We start from the raw sequence: 15,617 nt of genomic DNA, 5'->3' as shown, positions 1-15,617 counted from the left end.
AAGTAACAAGTAGCGAGTCAGATATCGCAGGGGTTTCAAATTAAATCAAATGGTTACTCTATTTACACCCATCTTTACTATAAATACTGACTGTTAAAAATAGCCCTGAGCATAGGGCTTTACTTAGTCTAAATAAAATTTAACAGATCGAGTTAGCCACCGTATTCCCAGCCAGTACTAGATAATAATAGCTGCTCCCCTTCACGATGAATTCCCGAGGCAATTACTTCCCCAACATAAACTGTGTGGTCGCCTTCTTCTACTGTACCAACTACCTTACATTCAATATATCCCAGTGAGTCCTGGATAATCGGACAGCCTGTTGCTTCTCCTTCATAAAATTCGACGTTCTCAAATTTATTGCCCACGCGAGTTTTAGGTTTAAAGAAAGATGCTGCTAAATCTTTTTGTGTTGATTCAAGAAAACTAATCGCAAAAACCTGAGTATTGCTAATCATTTCATGGGAAATAGTGCCTTTTTTGACGCAGTTAACTACCAAAGGGGGTTCAAAAGATGATTGCATTAACCAGCTAACTGTAAAACCATTCATTTCCTCTCCTTCCTTGACACCACAAATGTAGAGTCCATGAGGAATTTTCCGCAGCATTGTTTTTTTTGCTTTCTGGTCTAACACAAGCCTTACTCCCTGATTTAAAATCATCAAACTATTAGGCAACATTCTATCAAGCTTCCGTAGGCAGAAAAACTTTCTTTTGATAGAAGTAAAGTTTTAACTGTTGAGCAAATCTGACGCGCTAACCAAGGATTCTTTACCAAAACTGTATTTACCAGAAATTCTCACAATCAATCGCTGTTTGTTTTGCCTAATCCAGCAAAATCGAATAACTCTGTATCTGCCAGGTGAGAAGGAGTAACATTTTGCAGACTATTAAATAAACTATTAATTCTTCCAGGCGATTCTCTTTCCCAAGTTTGCAGCATTTGCTTAATTTGTAATCGCTGGAGATTTTCCTGACTACCGCATAAATTACAGGGAATAATCGGAAAGTTTCTAGCGCTGGCATATTTTTGAATTTCTGCCTCACTACAGTAGGCTAGGGGGCGAATGACAATATTGCTACTATCGTCACTCAACAGCTTGGGTGGCATGGCTTTCAGCTTTCCGCCATAAAACATATTGAGAAATAAAGTCTCGATAATATCATCACGATGATGTCCTAAGGCAATCTTATTAATACCCTCTTCTGCTGCAACCCGATAAAGAACACCTCGACGCAAACGAGAGCATAAACCGCACATGGTTTTTCCTGCTGGAACAATTCTGGTAACTGTACTGTAGGTATCCTGTTCAACAATGCGATAGGGAACGTCTAAAGCCTCAAGATACTCTGGTAAGACATGTTGAGGAAATCCAGGTTGCTTCTGATCTAAATTAACTGCCAATAAATCGAAGCTTACAGGTGCTTTACGCTGCAAGCTCAAGAGCAAATCTAGCATCGTGTAAGAATCCTTTCCGCCAGATAGACAGACCATGATGCGATCGCCATTCTCGATCATTTGATAATCGCCGATCGCTTTTCCCATCTGCCCTCGTAACCGTGCCTGGAGTCTTTTAAAATTATTAGAAGTACGAACCTTAATGGTTTCCATATTTTATTATTTATAAGTCTAATCCGAATTAGTATTGATAAATTCACCGATCTAACAGTTCAACCCTAGCTTATAGCTTACAGCCTAGAGCTTAGAGCTATTTAAATTTTAATGCTCAATTTTAGATATACCAGCGTAATCGATGCACCGATAGAAACAGTTTGGCAGTTTTATGAACGTCCTGATATTCTCAATTTGTTGACTCCTCCTTGGCAACCAGTAAAGGTTATCCGCCGTGAAGGAGGTTTAGAAGTCGGGGCAATTAGCGAGTTTCGACTCTCCTTGGCGGGTATTCCCATACGCTGGGTAGCAACTCATATCGAATGTATACCAAATCGCCTTTTTGTAGACGAACAAACAGATGGCCCAATGGAATCTTGGATACACCGCCACGAATTTGCCCCAGAAGGCAACCAGACTAGATTAATAGATGCGATCGCCTATGAAATTCCTGGTGGCTTTTTCACCGAGTTACTTTTAGGCTGGTGGGTCGATTTACGACTCAAAGATATGTTCCGCTATCGTCATCAAGTAACTCAAATCCACTGTAATTTGTAATTGATAATTAATTATTAATTGCGTCGTTCATCTAGAATCATGCGCTTTTCCGCACGAGCGATCGCTTTATAAGTTTGAGCAATAGCATCGGGTTCGACGGAAATGATATCAATTCCCCACTGAACTAGCTTATCGATTAAATCGGGGTGTTCTACTGGTGCTTGACCACAAATACAGCATTCGAGATCGTAATCATGAGCAGTTTTAATCAATTGGGCGATCGCTTTATGCATAGCTGGATGATTAGCATTTAAACCGCGATCGCTAAACTGGTTTCGTTCTCGATCAACACCTAAAAGTAATTGAGTTAAATCGTTAGTGCCAATGGCAATCCCCTGAACTCCAGCGCGAATATATTCAGGCAGCAACATAATAACAGAAGGGACTTCCGCCATAATCCAGACTTGAAAGGAATCTTGAATAGTTAAGCCAATGTTTTCTAAACGATGATAACAAAACTTAAATTCGTCAACGCTACGTACAAAAGGCAAAATTAAATTGATATTGTGATGACCTTCTGCGGCAATGGTTTGTAACGCTTCCAACTCCAGATCGAATAAAGTAGGATCGCTGATATATCTATAGACTCCGCGATCGCCCAAAACTGGATTAAGTGAGTTTTGACCAGATAAATCTAGAGAGCGATAGAAGACAGGACGAGGAAAAAATGCCACAGCAAACTGGCGCAAATAGTTACATAAAGTTGACACCAACTGCCTTTGGAAAGATTCCTGCCACTGGGCTAAAACCTGAGAAGAGAATAAATCTGTCATCATCAACTCTGAACGTAATAATCCCACCCCATCGATCGGCAGTTTTGATGCACCAGCAATACTCTCTGGTTGAGCAAGATTTACCATTAGTTTCGTCGCAATGGGATAGGTGGGAGACAGTATGCCTTTTAACGCAGGAGAACTGACTTGGTAATCATCCGTAGCAGGATAAACCCGACCATCATCCCCATTGAGTAAGATGCGATCGCCATGATGCAGGATTTTACTAGCATTAGAGGCATTGGCGATCGCTGGAATACCAAGTTCCCTTGCAACTATGGCAGCATGGCTATTTCTCCCGCCAATCTCAGTAATAATTCCTTTGACCTGTTTGATTAAACTGACGTGTTGAGGATCGATTACTTTGGTTACTAAAATCGAACCAGGAGCAATTGGTGGAAGATGAATTAGATCCGGAATAACAGCTATCTCTGCTTGAATAGTACCAGGGGATACTGCCATCCCAGAAAGTAAAGGCGCTATCTTAGGTAAAGAAAGATTCTGCACGATCTTATCAGCTATAGCGCTATGGGAAATTAAGAGATCGCTCAACTGAGTACAGTAAAAATGAAGTGGCGCATTTGCATTTAATGATGAGTTAAAGGCATTCCAAACGATATATTTGATCTCAGACTGTTGTTCGAGTATATTTTGAGTAAGCTCAATTAATTGAGCGATCGCTTTAGGATCGAGGACATAGGTTGCAGCCAGATGATCGGCAGGGAGATATGCTTCTAAGCATTCATCAAGCGGTGCAGATAGACTAACATTTTTTGCCCGATAGGCGTAATTTTTTTGTCCTAAGTGTTGAGAAATGATTTGCTTGAGATCGCGGTCTAGATAATATTCATCTGCTTCAGTATCTCCTTGCAGGAGGCTATACTCTAAACCCCAATTGGCTTTTATTTCAATAAAATCATCGCTAATTTCCACAGTCCCTGAAGCATAAGCACTTTTAATAGGTCTGACTAATACGGCTAAATCGATCAGATCGTAGCTTAAGCCTAATTTCTGCCAATAAATTAGACTGCTGGCACTAAATAACTCTGACCAAACTGATTTGAGTGCTGTATTTAAAGCTTCACCATTACAGTTACAGGTATGCGATCGCCATAATGTATTTTCTCTAATCTTGTGGTGATCGGGAGTAGTGACGAAGGGTTGCAGAATTAAACCAGGAGAATTTAACTGTTGTGCCGCCTGAAATATTTCTGTTTGCCATATTTGCGGTATGGTAGTCTGCTGAATAATCTGCCGACTATTTCTCGCGAAAGCTTGTCTACTACGATAATCTTGATCGTTTGTAGTCAACAAAGACGCATCAATCAGTTGTAAAAACTTGCGCCATAGATTGTTCCCTAAAACAAACCCAGGTACGATCGGATATCCATCTTGAAGTAATTGGCTGAGAATAAATAGTTTATTCCCAACCAACGCTTGTTCTGCATATTGAATTTGAGAAAGCCAATAAATATCTTTCAAAACATCAAGTTACAGCAGCTAACTCTTGTTTAACTGTCGTTTTAGCCAACAATTCATCACTTAATTTCATAAATGCTTTTGACCCTCCTGAGTTGGGCATAGCTACAGAAACAGGCGTAAATAAATCAACTGCTTTAGCCACGTTGACATCCATCGGAATTGATTGATTAAACAGTTGTTCGGGTAGAAAGTCGTCTTCAACCCGTTTCATCACCTGTTTATAATACCTGCCCATTAACCCCCCAGCCGAAAGAATAAAAACAATTCCCAAAAGTTGAACCTTGACAGGGTGGGTATTTTTATGACTTTCTTTCAGTTTAGCAATTCTTCTTTCTAATAGCTGCATACCCACTAAAGATAGAGGTTCTGGTCGAGCAGGCAGTAAATAAAAATCGCTGGCAGCAATTCCACTCCGAGTCAATAAATTATAACCAGGAGCGCAATCAAGAATAATAAAATCATAATAGTCAACTACTGGATCAAGAATTTGTCGAATTAAAACCCGTTCAAAATCGTCCCAAACCTTTTGAAACTCTTGTTCATCTTTAGCGATCGCCTGTTGATGGAGCATTTGTGAAACTTGATACTCATCATAAAGTTCAATGTCTCCTGGCAGCAATTCTAAGCCGTGAATCCCACAAATCTGAGGGACGATGATGTCATCGACATTTAATTTACTCCAAGGATTGGGATCGATCGCATTTTCTAGCAAATAGCTTAAGGTATGCTTTTTCTTGCGTAACTTGGCAAAATCATGGGGCGAAAGCAAGCTTAAGGTGGCGCTGATTTGTGAATCTAAATCTAAAACCAATACTCGCTTGTTATGTCTTTGTGCTAAACAAGTAGCCAGATTAACAGTCAGAGTAGTTTTACCTACCCCACCTTTCATATTGACGGTGCTGATGATAGTTCCCATGTTTGAAATTCCTAACTGTCCTTGTTAACGTTAGTGTCTCAATTAGGATTGTGGCAACGGTAAATCATAATATTTTCTAAAGTTTTGCTTTGGCTAACAGCATTATTTTGTATTACTTAATATCTTACTGCTGCTAATTAGGGATTTTAGGGACGAACGGCTTGTTCGCCCCAGACGAGAATGTTAAGTTTAACATTCTAGGCAATAGTAAAGTCTTCTTGTGTAAAAGCAACAGCACTAACGTTAACAATACTCGCCAAAACAGCATTACTATTACTCAGATCGTAAATGATCGTGCCTGTTCCAGTAGCATTATCAATAATACTTAAGTCATTGAAAGCTAAAGAACCTGTCAAACCCAAGAAATCAACTCCATTAACAAAGTCATTAATAACAATTGTGCCTTGACCTGATGCGATCGCAAAAATATCCGCACCAGCACCACCAATCATGATGTTATTACCATTTCCACCATCAAGTTTGTCATTACCATTCCCGCCGTTTAAAGTGTCATTGCCCTCACCGCCATAGATAGTATCCGCTCCATCAAGACCACTAAAATAGTCATGACCATTTCCGCCAATTAGTAAATCATTGCCAACTTTTCCATAGAGCTTGTCATCGCCATCACCGCCATTTAAGGTATCATCGCCATCACCGCCATCAAGAACATCAATATCAACTCCGCCGTCTAAAGAGTCATTACCCGCGTTTCCTATTAAGGTGTCTTTGCCAGATCCGCCAATGAGGGTATCGTTTCCTATGCCACCATCAAGTTTGTCATTACCATTGCCGCCGTTTAAAGTATCATTGCCTTGATCGCCATAAATAATATCCGCTCCATCAAGACCACTAAAATAGTCATTGCCATTTCCGCCAATTAGTAAATCATTGCCAGCTTTACCATAGAGTCTGTCATTGCCATCACCACCATTTAAGGTATCATCGCCATCACCGCCATCAAAAAGATCAATATCTGCTCCGCCATCTAAAGAGTCATTACCCGCATTTCCTATTAAAGTATCTTTGCCAAATCCCCCAATGAGCGTATCGTTTTCTATGCCACCAGATAAAGAATCATTACCATCACCACCATAGAAAAGATTAAGAATATTATCAGTATTTAAGTCTAATTTAATATTTTCTGAACCAATAGTAATTTGAGTAGACTTACCTAGAGTTTGATTATTTCCAGAAAAGCTGACATTATAAGTCCCTACTGGTAATGCCATTTGATAGCCACCCGCCGACATACTTACCGTAGTATATGATGTATTGTCGGACTGACGAACTGCGGTTATTTTAATTCCTGCTAAACCTTCGCCGATATTATAAAATTCATCTTCTAAAACTAAGTCATTATAGGCTACACCTGTCAGGAAGACATTTGAGCCAGATTTGGCAAAGTTTTGAGTAACCATCAAAGCATTGTAACCCTTATAATCTCCAGTAAGATTACCTAAGCCAATTTCTTTAAAATCTGCTTTTAAAATATTAGTGCGATGACCAGAACTTAAAAATAGGTTTCGGTGTATATCGGCAGTGAAGTTGCTAAGGTTGATCGTTGCACTCGTACCTTTGAACGCAATATTTTCTCCAGCAGCCCAGCTACCAGTAAATTGATAGCCAGCATTGGTCATACGTTGTTGAGAATTAGTGGCGTTGATGCCAGTATGACTAAAAGTATCTGTATCTAGCATCCATTGACTGTGCGATCGCGCTGCATCAATTAACAATAAATTAAAAGCTAGTGGCTGCTTAGAATTACTAGAAATAGTGTTATCAGCTAATCCAACATTTAAATTTATGCCAAATAAATCTGCTTCTGACTGGGGATTAAGACGGGCTCGATTAATTAATTCGAGCAAATACTGCTCAGATGCTGAAGGTTGAACCATGGGAATTACTCGATCATTGAAATATATTTAACTTCCAATGTAATCAAGCTTGATTGTTTTGCAAACAGTATTTATCCCCTGTTTTCTGGCGAATAGAATCCCGTATATTTACTGAGGTGATAACTTTTTAATGGCATTAAATAGAAATGCGATCGCTTTTTAAGGCGATCGCCCGTAACCAAAAATTTAAACTGCAACTGATTCAGAGAAAGCAGAAAATAGTCTGGTCATCGACTAAACATCAACAAAATTACTCTCGGTGAGATTAGCGGTATCAAATCCATTGAGAGTTGCTATAGTTTCACTATTCCAAATAATATTGTTACCAGAAAAAGATAAGTCAGCAAAACTTATTTCAGAAGATAAGCCAATCAAATCATGACCATAACTAAAATCGGCAATTGTATCTGTTCCTGTATTTAAAGATATGACAAAAGTATCGTTACCGTTGCCACCACTCAAGATATCATTGCCTTCTAGACCCTCAAGCAGATCGTTACAGAGAGTACCAATCAAAGTATCATCTCCAAAAGTTGGCATCGCACCTGGATGAAGATTGCCACCGCCAGGATTACCATCGATATTTTGAACTTCAAAAGCACCGATATCAGTACCATTGCTTACAGTGCGTTCAAACCCTTCCCCCCGTTGATCCGTAGCTAGGTCATTGGGATTGCTGCCAGCATCAATTCCAGGACTTCCTTCTAGTAATTCTTGGGTCAGAGTTAGACCACCATTATCTTGCAGTTCTCCCAGTTTTGGGTCAAGGGGATTATCACTAGTGCCAACTAGATCGTCGTTTTCACCATTAACAAAGCCTGCTGTGCTAGGAGAATCAAAAGCAGAAGATCCAAACCCATCGACTACGCCAATTAAATTATTACCGCCACTGGTAAAAGCCTTTGTGCCTGTCACATCATCATCAGTATTTGTGCCAGGAGTAACAGTCGTAAAGATTACATCAGAGCTAGTATTATTGGCAATTATCGAACTGGTGACAGTGGCACTATTGCTGTTAAAAACGCCACCCCCAGAATTATCACTGATAGTACTGTTATTGACTTCTAATGTGCCTCCGTTAGCAACACCACGACTACGATTATTGCTAATAGTGCTGTTAGATATATCTAATGTTCCTGTATTGTAAATCGCACCACCTGTAAAGGAATCATCAACACCTGAACTGTCGGTAATAGTGCTATTAATTATAGTAGCGTTGCCTGAGTTGTTAATCGCTCCACCAAAAGTACTATCACTGCCAACGATTACAGAATCTTTCACAGTCAGATTATCCCCCTCGAAATCAATTGCACCACCTGGTAGGGGATCATTGAGAAAAAGTCTTGTGTAATCGCCATTAGCGATAGTTAATCCTTCGAGATTGACATTGGTGTTCTCTCCTGTGATCTTGAAGATACCGTTACCACCACTAAGCCCATCAATAGTTAGGTTATTTGCACCCAAGCCAATAATATTGACCGAATCAGTAATATCTAAGTCTTGGTTAAACTCACCTCCTCTGCCATTAGGTTCAGTTTCGGTTAGGTCGATCGCGCCACCACTTAAGCTAGAGTCAAAAGTAATTGTGTCCTCGCCTTCGCTTTGATTAGAAAGGGCGATCGCCTCCCTTAAAGAGAGATCTCCTGCACCAAAATCACCATCATTTTCATCTTCTAGGGTAGAAACAACAAGTTCATCAGGAATTGTTCCTCCGCCACCATGAGTTGTTTGAACTTCAAAAGCACCGATATCAGTTCCTTCACCTACCGTGCGATTAAAGCCATCACCCCGTTGATCAGTAGTGAGATTATTAGGATTACTCCCAGTGTCAATAGCAGGGCTGCCATCTAAAAGTTCTTGGGTAGGAGTTGCACCGCCATTATCTTGTAATTCTCCCAGTTGAGGATCAATATGGCTTTCAGATGTGCCAACTAGATCACCGTTTTCTCCGTCAACAAATGTTTCTACATTACCGCGATCGCCAATTAAGTTATTGCCACCGCTAGTAATAACTGGATTTCCCTGCTGTGTATTCAAGTCGGTGTCATTGTTATCAGCCACAATACTACTGACAATTGTCACGCTATCTGCATCAATAGACCTAACACCTACATCATTATTAGCAACAGTACTGTTGCTAATAGTCGAAGTTCCACTACCTTGACCAGTCCTTATTCCACTACCCGCATTACCACTAACAGTCGTATTATTAACATCTAAATTTCCAGAGTTAAGCACTCCATCGCCTACCCCTGTATTATTGCTGATAGTACTGTTCGTAATAATAGTTGTGCCTGATGTTTTTAAGCCACTAGCTTCTGCTCTTCTTGCCTTTGGATCAAATTCACTACCAGGATCACCAAAGTTGTTGCTGATATTGCTGTTATTAATACGTAGAGTTGAATTACTATCGGAATCAATTCCTCCCGCTTCACCGAATACTGATGTACTGTTATTATTAACAGAGCTGTTTTTAATATTCATCGTTGAGTTGACGATGCCTATTCCGCCACTGCCGGCAAACGATGATGAATTATAAGAAACAGTGCTATCAACAATATTGACTGTTGAGGAATCAGAATTTATACCAGTCGATAGATCGTTCAAGCCTCCTGTATCATTCTCATTAATGCTGCTGCTGCTAATATTGACCGTAGATCGGGAATTATAGATTCCACTCCCAGAATTACCATTAACATTGCTATCGATAATCTCAGCCCTAGCTTCCAGATTGTAAATTCCTCCTCCTTCAACGGCTTTATTGCCTGTGAGGTTAGTATCGGCAAGAGTTAAGCTTTCTTGATTAAGGATTCCTCCTCCTCTACTTTCATCTGGAATCTCCAAATTAGGATTTTGGACATTACCGCCAGTAATTTTTAATCCATTGATACCTACATCAATTTGGCTGTTTGCATCACCATCATTGATTTTGAAAACTCGACTAGCATCATTGGCATCAATTGTGAGATTCTCAGCCCCCAAGCCTTCGATGTTTAGACTTTTATCAATTAGTAATTCACCCGAAGATAGAGTAATTGTGCCACCACTTAAATTAGAATCGAAGCTAATCGCATCTACACCTTCTTGTTGATTAGCCAGGGCGATCGCCTCCCTTAAAGAGAGATCTCCTGCACCAAAATCACCATCATTTTCATCTTCTAGGGTAGAAACAACAAGTTCATCAGGAATTGTTCCTCCGCCACCATGAGTTGTTTGAACTTCAAAAGCACCGATATCAGTACCATCCCCGACAGTACGGTCAAAGCCTTCTCCACGCTGATCAGTAGTTAAACCATTAGGATTACTACCAGTATTAATCGCGGGGCTTCCTGCTAGTAGTTCTTTAGTTGGAGTTGCACCACCATTATCTTGTAATTCACCTAGTTGCGGATCGAGACGATTATCAATAGTACCCACAAGATCGGTATCTGTGAAACCTTCTGCATCATCACCATTACCAATTAAGTTGTTTCCTCCACTAACAAACTCTCCTTCACCTGAAATATCTCCAATCGGAGTACTAGTAAGATTGTTATTCGCCACAATGCTACTAGTTATATTTGCACTACCAGAGTTTAGAATGCCCCCTGCATTTAAACCGCCATTATTATTAGCTATGGTACTGTTGGTGACATTAAGTGTGCCATCATTATCAATCCCGCCACGAGATCTGCCTTGGTTATTAGCAACAGTACTATTACTGAGATTTACGGTAGCATCACTACGGACAGTAATTCCTGAGTTAGCATAATTAGCTTCATTATTGGCAACTGTACTACGTTCAATATTGGTTGTTCCTGATTCAACTACAATTCCGACATTACTTCCGCCACTATTATCTCTAATCGTCGAGTCGCTGATAATTGTCGTGCCTCGGCTAATAATCGCACTATTGTCCGAAAAACCAGCAATATCCAGGGTTTGACTCAAAGTGCTGTTAGTTAGGGTTAAATTACCAAAGCTGTCAATTTTACTGCCAGTGAGATTTAAGCCATCAATGGCAACATCAGCCTCGGCATTAGCAACATTAAAAATAAAGCCACCATCTAAAGTTAAGTTATCTTGACCCAAACCGTTAATTGAAACCGAATCATTAATCGCTAGATTGCGCTCTTGAGATTCGGCAAAAGCAATTGTGCCACCACTTAAATTAGAATCGAAGCTAATCGCATCTACACCTTCTTGTTGATTAGCCAGGGCGATTGCCTCCCTTAAAGAGAGATCTCCTGCACCAAAATCACCATCATTCTCATCTTCTAGAGTAGAAACAACAAGTTCATCAGGAATTGTTCCTCCACCACCATGAATTGTTTGAACTTCGAAAGCACCGATATCAGTACCATCCCCGACAGTACGGTTAAAGCCTTCTCCTCGTTGCTCGGTAGCTAAACCATCAGGATTACTACCTGTATCAATCGCGGGACTTCCTGCCAGTAATTCTTTAGTTAGAGTAGCACCACCATTATTTTGTAATTCTCCTAGTTGTGGATCGATGGGGTTGTCAGTAGTGCCAACTATATCGCCGTTTTCACCGTTGACAAAACTGCTAGAACCATCAATCACTCTCAGCAATTAAATTATTTCCACCACTGATAAATTCTCCACCCAAGTCCGTGAATTTATCACCACTGTTCTGATCCTGGCTGTTTCCCGTAACGATACTACTAGTAACATTTGCCGTTCCGCCTTTGGTAAGAATTTCAGTAGCAAAACCCGAGCTGCCGTTGCTAGTATTATTCGTATTATTATCGCTAACAGTACTGTTAGTAATATTCAGTGTGCCTGCCAAGATACCACGATCGCGATTATCGCTGATCGTACTATTGGTGACATCTAACGAGCTGGCATCAATAGCTCCGCTTGGATCAGAAATACCAGGTCCACTATTATTACTGATTGTACTTCCATTGATATTGACATGACCTGAGCTAGAAATCGCACCTCCAATATCTGCAAAACTATTAGTGATTAAAGAATCTTTTACAGTGAGATTATCCCCTGAGAATTTAATTGCTCCGCCTACCCCTGCATCATTGAAAAAGAATCGTGCGTCACTGCCATTGGCGATGGTTAGTCCTTCGAGGTTGACGTTTGTGTTTTCTCCCGTGATTTCAAAGATACCATTGCCACGACTAAGCCCATCAATAGTTAAGTTTTGCGCACCCAAACCAACAATATTTAAGGAATCAGTAATCTCTAAGTCTTGGTTGAATTCGCCACCCCTTGGGGTAGGTTCGCTTTGAGTTAAGCCGATGCTGCCACCACTTAAGCTAGAGTCAAAAGTAATTGAATCTTCACCTTCATTTTCATTAGCCAGGGCGATCGCCTCTCTTAAAGATAGATCTCCTGCATTATGATCGCCGTCGTTTTCGTCTTCGAGAGTAGAAACTATGAATTCTTGCATGGTGTAATCCTGATAATAAATTTCCAGAGCAAGCTTGCCTATTGAGATTCAATAGAGCGATCGCCAGCATTAATATGTATCCAAATTTTTGTCTTACCGTAGTGCGCTGTTAGTCAGACTAGTATCGATTTATCGGCGCAACAGATAAGATAAGTTAAGCCTATTTAACTAAATTATTAAGTACAAAGACTCTGTTACGCATAGGGCAGAAGTGTTTGTAGCTGATAATTATTTGATTATAGAGCAAATTAGTATGTACTTCACTTTTAAGACTATGAAGTTTCAGTGAAATCGACGTTTTCTGATAAAGTTGTGATGAACTAGAATTTACTGCTGCAAATTATGAGAATTTAGCAATAAAAAGCAGTCCAATTTTTGTGGTTGCAAGATTGATTTTAAGAGCATTAAAGCAAAAGGCGATCGCCCTTGATATTTTAATGTTTTTGTATAGTTCAGTCATTAAAATAGATTTTTCGACGCGATCGCGAAGCGTAGGCGGAGCCTAATCGCACTTTTAACATCAAAACAACCTATTCAGCTAACCAGCGTACTGCATCTTTGGCATGATAAGTCAGAATCAGATCCGCCCCAGCTCGCTTAAAGCTAGTTAAGGTTTCTAAGGTTACCTTTTTCTCATCGATCCAGCCGTTAAGAGCAGCAGCTTTCACCATCGAATATTCCCCAGAAACGTTATAAGCAGCTACGGGTAAATTAGTCGCTTCCTTGACGCGCCAAATAATATCCATATAAGACAAAGCGGGTTTTACCATCAGCATATCTGCGCCTTCGGCAATGTCTAATTCTATCTCTTTAAGGGCTTCTGTACCATTAGCAGGGTCCATTTGATAGGTACGGCGATCGCCAAAACTAGGGGCAGAATCGGCTGCATCACGAAAAGGGCCATAATAAGCCGAGGCATACTTAGCAGCATAGGAAAGAATAGGAGTATCGACAAATCCAGCTGCATCTAACCCTTCTCTGATTGCCTTGACAAAACCATCCATCATTCCTGAAGGAGCAATAATATCCGCCCCTGCTTGCGCTTGAGCTACGGCAGTTTTCTTGAGTAATTCTAAAGTTGGATCGTTGAGTACTCTCCCTGTTAGATCGCCTGTTTCTAAATATCCACAGTGTCCGTGGGTAGTGTATTCACAAAGACAGGTATCGGCAATTACTAGTAAGTCAGGTACAGCTTGCTTAATGGCAGTGGCAGCCTGTTGTACAATTCCGCAATCGTGCCATGCGCCAGTAGCCTCCAAATCTTTATCTTCAGGAATGCCAAATAAAATTACCGCAGGAATACCCAAACCATATACTTCTTTGGCTTCTTCCACAATTTTATCTACCGAAAGCTGATAAACTCCAGGCATCGATCTAACCTCATTAGCCACAGATGTTCCTGGCACGGCGAATAGAGGATAGATCAAATCATTAGCCGTAACTAAAGTTTCCTGCACCATCCGACGTAGTTGGGGATGTTGACGCAGGCGACGAGGGCGATTAGTGGGGAACATAAGATTTATTATACTAAAGTACTAAAGTTGGGAGTTCGGTTTTATAGGGCAACGCACTAATCTAAATATTTTTCCTCAAGATTTAACTATCTAGATTAGGTATGATTTACTAGTTTAAAATGAATATTGCAGTCAAAGTATGAGCTAGTAGACAACTCAATGTTTTGTAATGTTTAAGCTTTGGTACTTTATAGCTATCTAATTCAAAGTTAGCTAGAATATTAAAACAAAGCATAGTTATTAGTTATTAACTCCGCTCTTCAAAAGCTAAGAGCTAAGAGCTAAGAGCTAAGAGCTTTAAAAAAGACATGGGGCCGTAAAGGTTTCGACAGGTTAGTAAAAACTAATCCGTGATTCAGGTCGAGAGTGAGTACCATCTCGTAAATCAGACTCAAACTAAATATAGATGCAAACAACATCGTAAAATTTGAGCGTCAGGCAGTAGCTGCCTAAATCTAGAAAAACTCTTTCAGATTTGCTCGTCTCTAGTTTGACTCCGTTAAGGACTAAAGACAAAACCCCAACGGATGCGCTTAATAATTTTCTTTGGTAGGTTATTAAGCAAAGATTTTATCAAAGAATCCTGCCATCAGGGATAATTGATGACCCCCGCTCTAAGGGTAAAAGGAGCTAAACCTGTGAACGAATGGGCAAGTGAATAGCTGGCTTGGACAGCAGTTCGACTCTGCTCGGCTCCACTCTATAATCAATAAAATATCCTGATTGAATCAAACTATCTCCAACTATTTAATGATTGATAGTTTGTTGGTTCAAGCTTGCAAGACTTGCTGAACCTTTGTCCAGACAGTAGCGACGGTTTGCTTAACATCGTTTTGAAAACTCCATCTTTGAAAAGCTCGTTCGTATTCTTCGCCGCTCGATTGATAGGCTTTCCACCCGCTCAACGCAACTCCCAATCCCCAAAATAGCAGGATATACAGTGACCAAGAAAGTGTGCCAGCCAAAATAAAGTTAAAGGAAGCCAAGAAAGTATTGACGATCGCATATTTAGTTAATTTCTGTTGAAATTTTTGGCGACGAACCAAATTAAATGCACTACGCTGACGGTCAATCGTCTTTTGTTCTAACCAGCTTTTTTCGGCAGCTTGAATCACGCTGTTGCTGATGTCTAACTCGGCAGCAATTTCCCATAGCTGTTGTCGGCTCAATTCTTCATCGGTATGATGATTGGCGATCGCCAGATTTAAAATTGCTTGAATGTCTTCTTGACTGTAGGAATCGGGGTATTGGGGATTTATATCTGGCATAGCATATTATTTCAGCAGCTCTCTATTAGTTTGTTAAATATTAATTGATGGGTTGAGATTAAGTAGTAGGTAGTAGGTAGTAGGTAGTAGGTAGTAGGTAGTAGGTAGTAGGTAGTAGGTAAAAACTCATTACTCATTACTCCAAGCTTGCTCACCAATCATTAATTAATTGACAAAGCACTATTATTATTA

General features: G+C 40.2%; 11 protein-coding genes and 1 other RNA gene. 3 read left to right on the top strand and 9 right to left on the bottom strand.

Going from position 1 to position 15,617, the window contains the following annotated elements; all coding sequences use genetic code 11:
* Positions 1 to 152: 152 nt before the first annotated feature.
* Both C7B62_RS06415 and ttcA read right to left on the bottom strand, forming a co-directional pair.
* Complete coding sequence (locus C7B62_RS06415) at positions 153 to 635, bottom strand: flavin reductase family protein (RefSeq protein ID WP_106233827.1); 483 nt, start codon at positions 633 to 635, stop codon at positions 153 to 155.
* 170 nt (positions 636 to 805) lie between these two features.
* The gene (ttcA, locus tag C7B62_RS06410) at positions 806 to 1,612 is read right to left on the bottom strand and encodes a tRNA 2-thiocytidine(32) synthetase TtcA (RefSeq protein WP_106233785.1); all 807 of its coding nucleotides are present in this window, start codon (positions 1,610 to 1,612) and stop codon (positions 806 to 808) included.
* A gap of 111 nt (positions 1,613 to 1,723) precedes the next feature.
* Here ttcA and C7B62_RS06405 point away from each other — a divergent pair, with 111 nt between their 5' ends.
* Entirely contained in the window at positions 1,724 to 2,170 is a 447-nt protein-coding gene (locus tag C7B62_RS06405; protein WP_106233784.1) for an SRPBCC family protein, read from the top strand.
* A 14-nt stretch (positions 2,171 to 2,184) separates the two neighbouring features.
* On the opposite strand, the gene C7B62_RS06400 is transcribed toward C7B62_RS06405, so the two are convergent.
* From C7B62_RS06400 to C7B62_RS06380, 5 genes are all read right to left on the bottom strand, one after another.
* Positions 2,185 to 4,425 (bottom strand): putative PEP-binding protein, encoded by a 2,241-nt coding sequence (locus C7B62_RS06400; RefSeq protein ID WP_106233783.1) that lies wholly within the window; start codon positions 4,423 to 4,425, stop codon positions 2,185 to 2,187.
* Between the two features lie 4 nt (positions 4,426 to 4,429).
* Entirely contained in the window at positions 4,430 to 5,341 is a 912-nt protein-coding gene (locus tag C7B62_RS06395) for a ParA family protein (RefSeq protein WP_106233782.1), read from the bottom strand.
* Positions 5,342 to 5,538: 197 nt separating this feature from the next.
* Complete coding sequence (locus C7B62_RS06390) at positions 5,539 to 7,239, bottom strand: CAP domain-containing protein (RefSeq protein ID WP_146132054.1); 1,701 nt, start codon at positions 7,237 to 7,239, stop codon at positions 5,539 to 5,541.
* Between the two features lie 234 nt (positions 7,240 to 7,473).
* Positions 7,474 to 11,802, bottom strand: a complete 4,329-nt coding sequence (locus C7B62_RS06385) for an S-layer family protein (protein ID WP_106233781.1) — start codon at positions 11,800 to 11,802, stop codon at positions 7,474 to 7,476.
* On the bottom strand, positions 11,795 to 12,643 hold the full coding sequence (locus C7B62_RS06380; RefSeq protein WP_106233780.1) for a hypothetical protein: 849 nt from the start codon (positions 12,641 to 12,643) through the stop codon (positions 11,795 to 11,797). The genes C7B62_RS06385 and C7B62_RS06380 overlap by 8 nt, the downstream gene beginning before the upstream one ends.
* 377 nt (positions 12,644 to 13,020) lie before the next feature.
* Between C7B62_RS06380 and C7B62_RS26820 the strand changes: the two genes are divergently transcribed.
* The gene (locus tag C7B62_RS26820) at positions 13,021 to 13,149 is read left to right on the top strand and encodes a hypothetical protein (RefSeq protein WP_255413989.1); all 129 of its coding nucleotides are present in this window, start codon (positions 13,021 to 13,023) and stop codon (positions 13,147 to 13,149) included.
* 24 nt (positions 13,150 to 13,173) lie between these two features.
* Here the strand turns inward: C7B62_RS26820 and hemB are convergent, their stop codons facing one another.
* Positions 13,174 to 14,157 (bottom strand): porphobilinogen synthase, encoded by a 984-nt coding sequence (hemB, locus tag C7B62_RS06375; protein ID WP_106233779.1) that lies wholly within the window; start codon positions 14,155 to 14,157, stop codon positions 13,174 to 13,176.
* Positions 14,158 to 14,467: 310 nt separating this feature from the next.
* Here hemB and ssrA point away from each other — a divergent pair.
* Positions 14,468 to 14,858, top strand: a transfer-messenger RNA (tmRNA) gene (gene ssrA / locus C7B62_RS06370).
* A gap of 69 nt (positions 14,859 to 14,927) precedes the next feature.
* Here ssrA and C7B62_RS06365 read toward each other — a convergent pair.
* Positions 14,928 to 15,425: a 2TM domain-containing protein gene (locus C7B62_RS06365; RefSeq protein ID WP_106233778.1), complete on the bottom strand. Its 498-nt coding sequence runs from the start codon at positions 15,423 to 15,425 to the stop codon at positions 14,928 to 14,930.
* Positions 15,426 to 15,617 lie beyond the last annotated feature (192 nt).

The sequence above is a fragment of the Pleurocapsa sp. CCALA 161 genome (assembly GCF_003003995.1).
Lineage (GTDB): Bacteria > Cyanobacteriota > Cyanobacteriia > Cyanobacteriales > Xenococcaceae > Waterburya.
Note: the sequence above shows the minus strand (reverse complement) of the source record. Positions and strands in the feature narration are given on the sequence as shown.

Bases quoted from the DNA above. Each gene is read 5' to 3' on its own strand.
- C7B62_RS06380 (WP_106233780.1), bottom strand. From the start codon at position 12,643: ATGCAAGAATTCATAGTTTCTACTCTCGAAGACGAAAACGACGGCGAT.
- C7B62_RS06405 (WP_106233784.1), top strand. From the start codon at position 1,724: ATGCTCAATTTTAGATATACCAGCGTAATCGATGCACCGATAGAAACA.
- C7B62_RS06395 (WP_106233782.1), bottom strand. From the start codon at position 5,341: ATGGGAACTATCATCAGCACCGTCAATATGAAAGGTGGGGTAGGTAAA.
- C7B62_RS06390 (WP_146132054.1), bottom strand. From the start codon at position 7,239: ATGGTTCAACCTTCAGCATCTGAGCAGTATTTGCTCGAATTAATTAAT.
- ttcA (WP_106233785.1), bottom strand. From the start codon at position 1,612: ATGGAAACCATTAAGGTTCGTACTTCTAATAATTTTAAAAGACTCCAG.
- C7B62_RS06365 (WP_106233778.1), bottom strand. From the start codon at position 15,425: ATGCCAGATATAAATCCCCAATACCCCGATTCCTACAGTCAAGAAGAC.
- hemB (WP_106233779.1), bottom strand. From the start codon at position 14,157: ATGTTCCCCACTAATCGCCCTCGTCGCCTGCGTCAACATCCCCAACTA.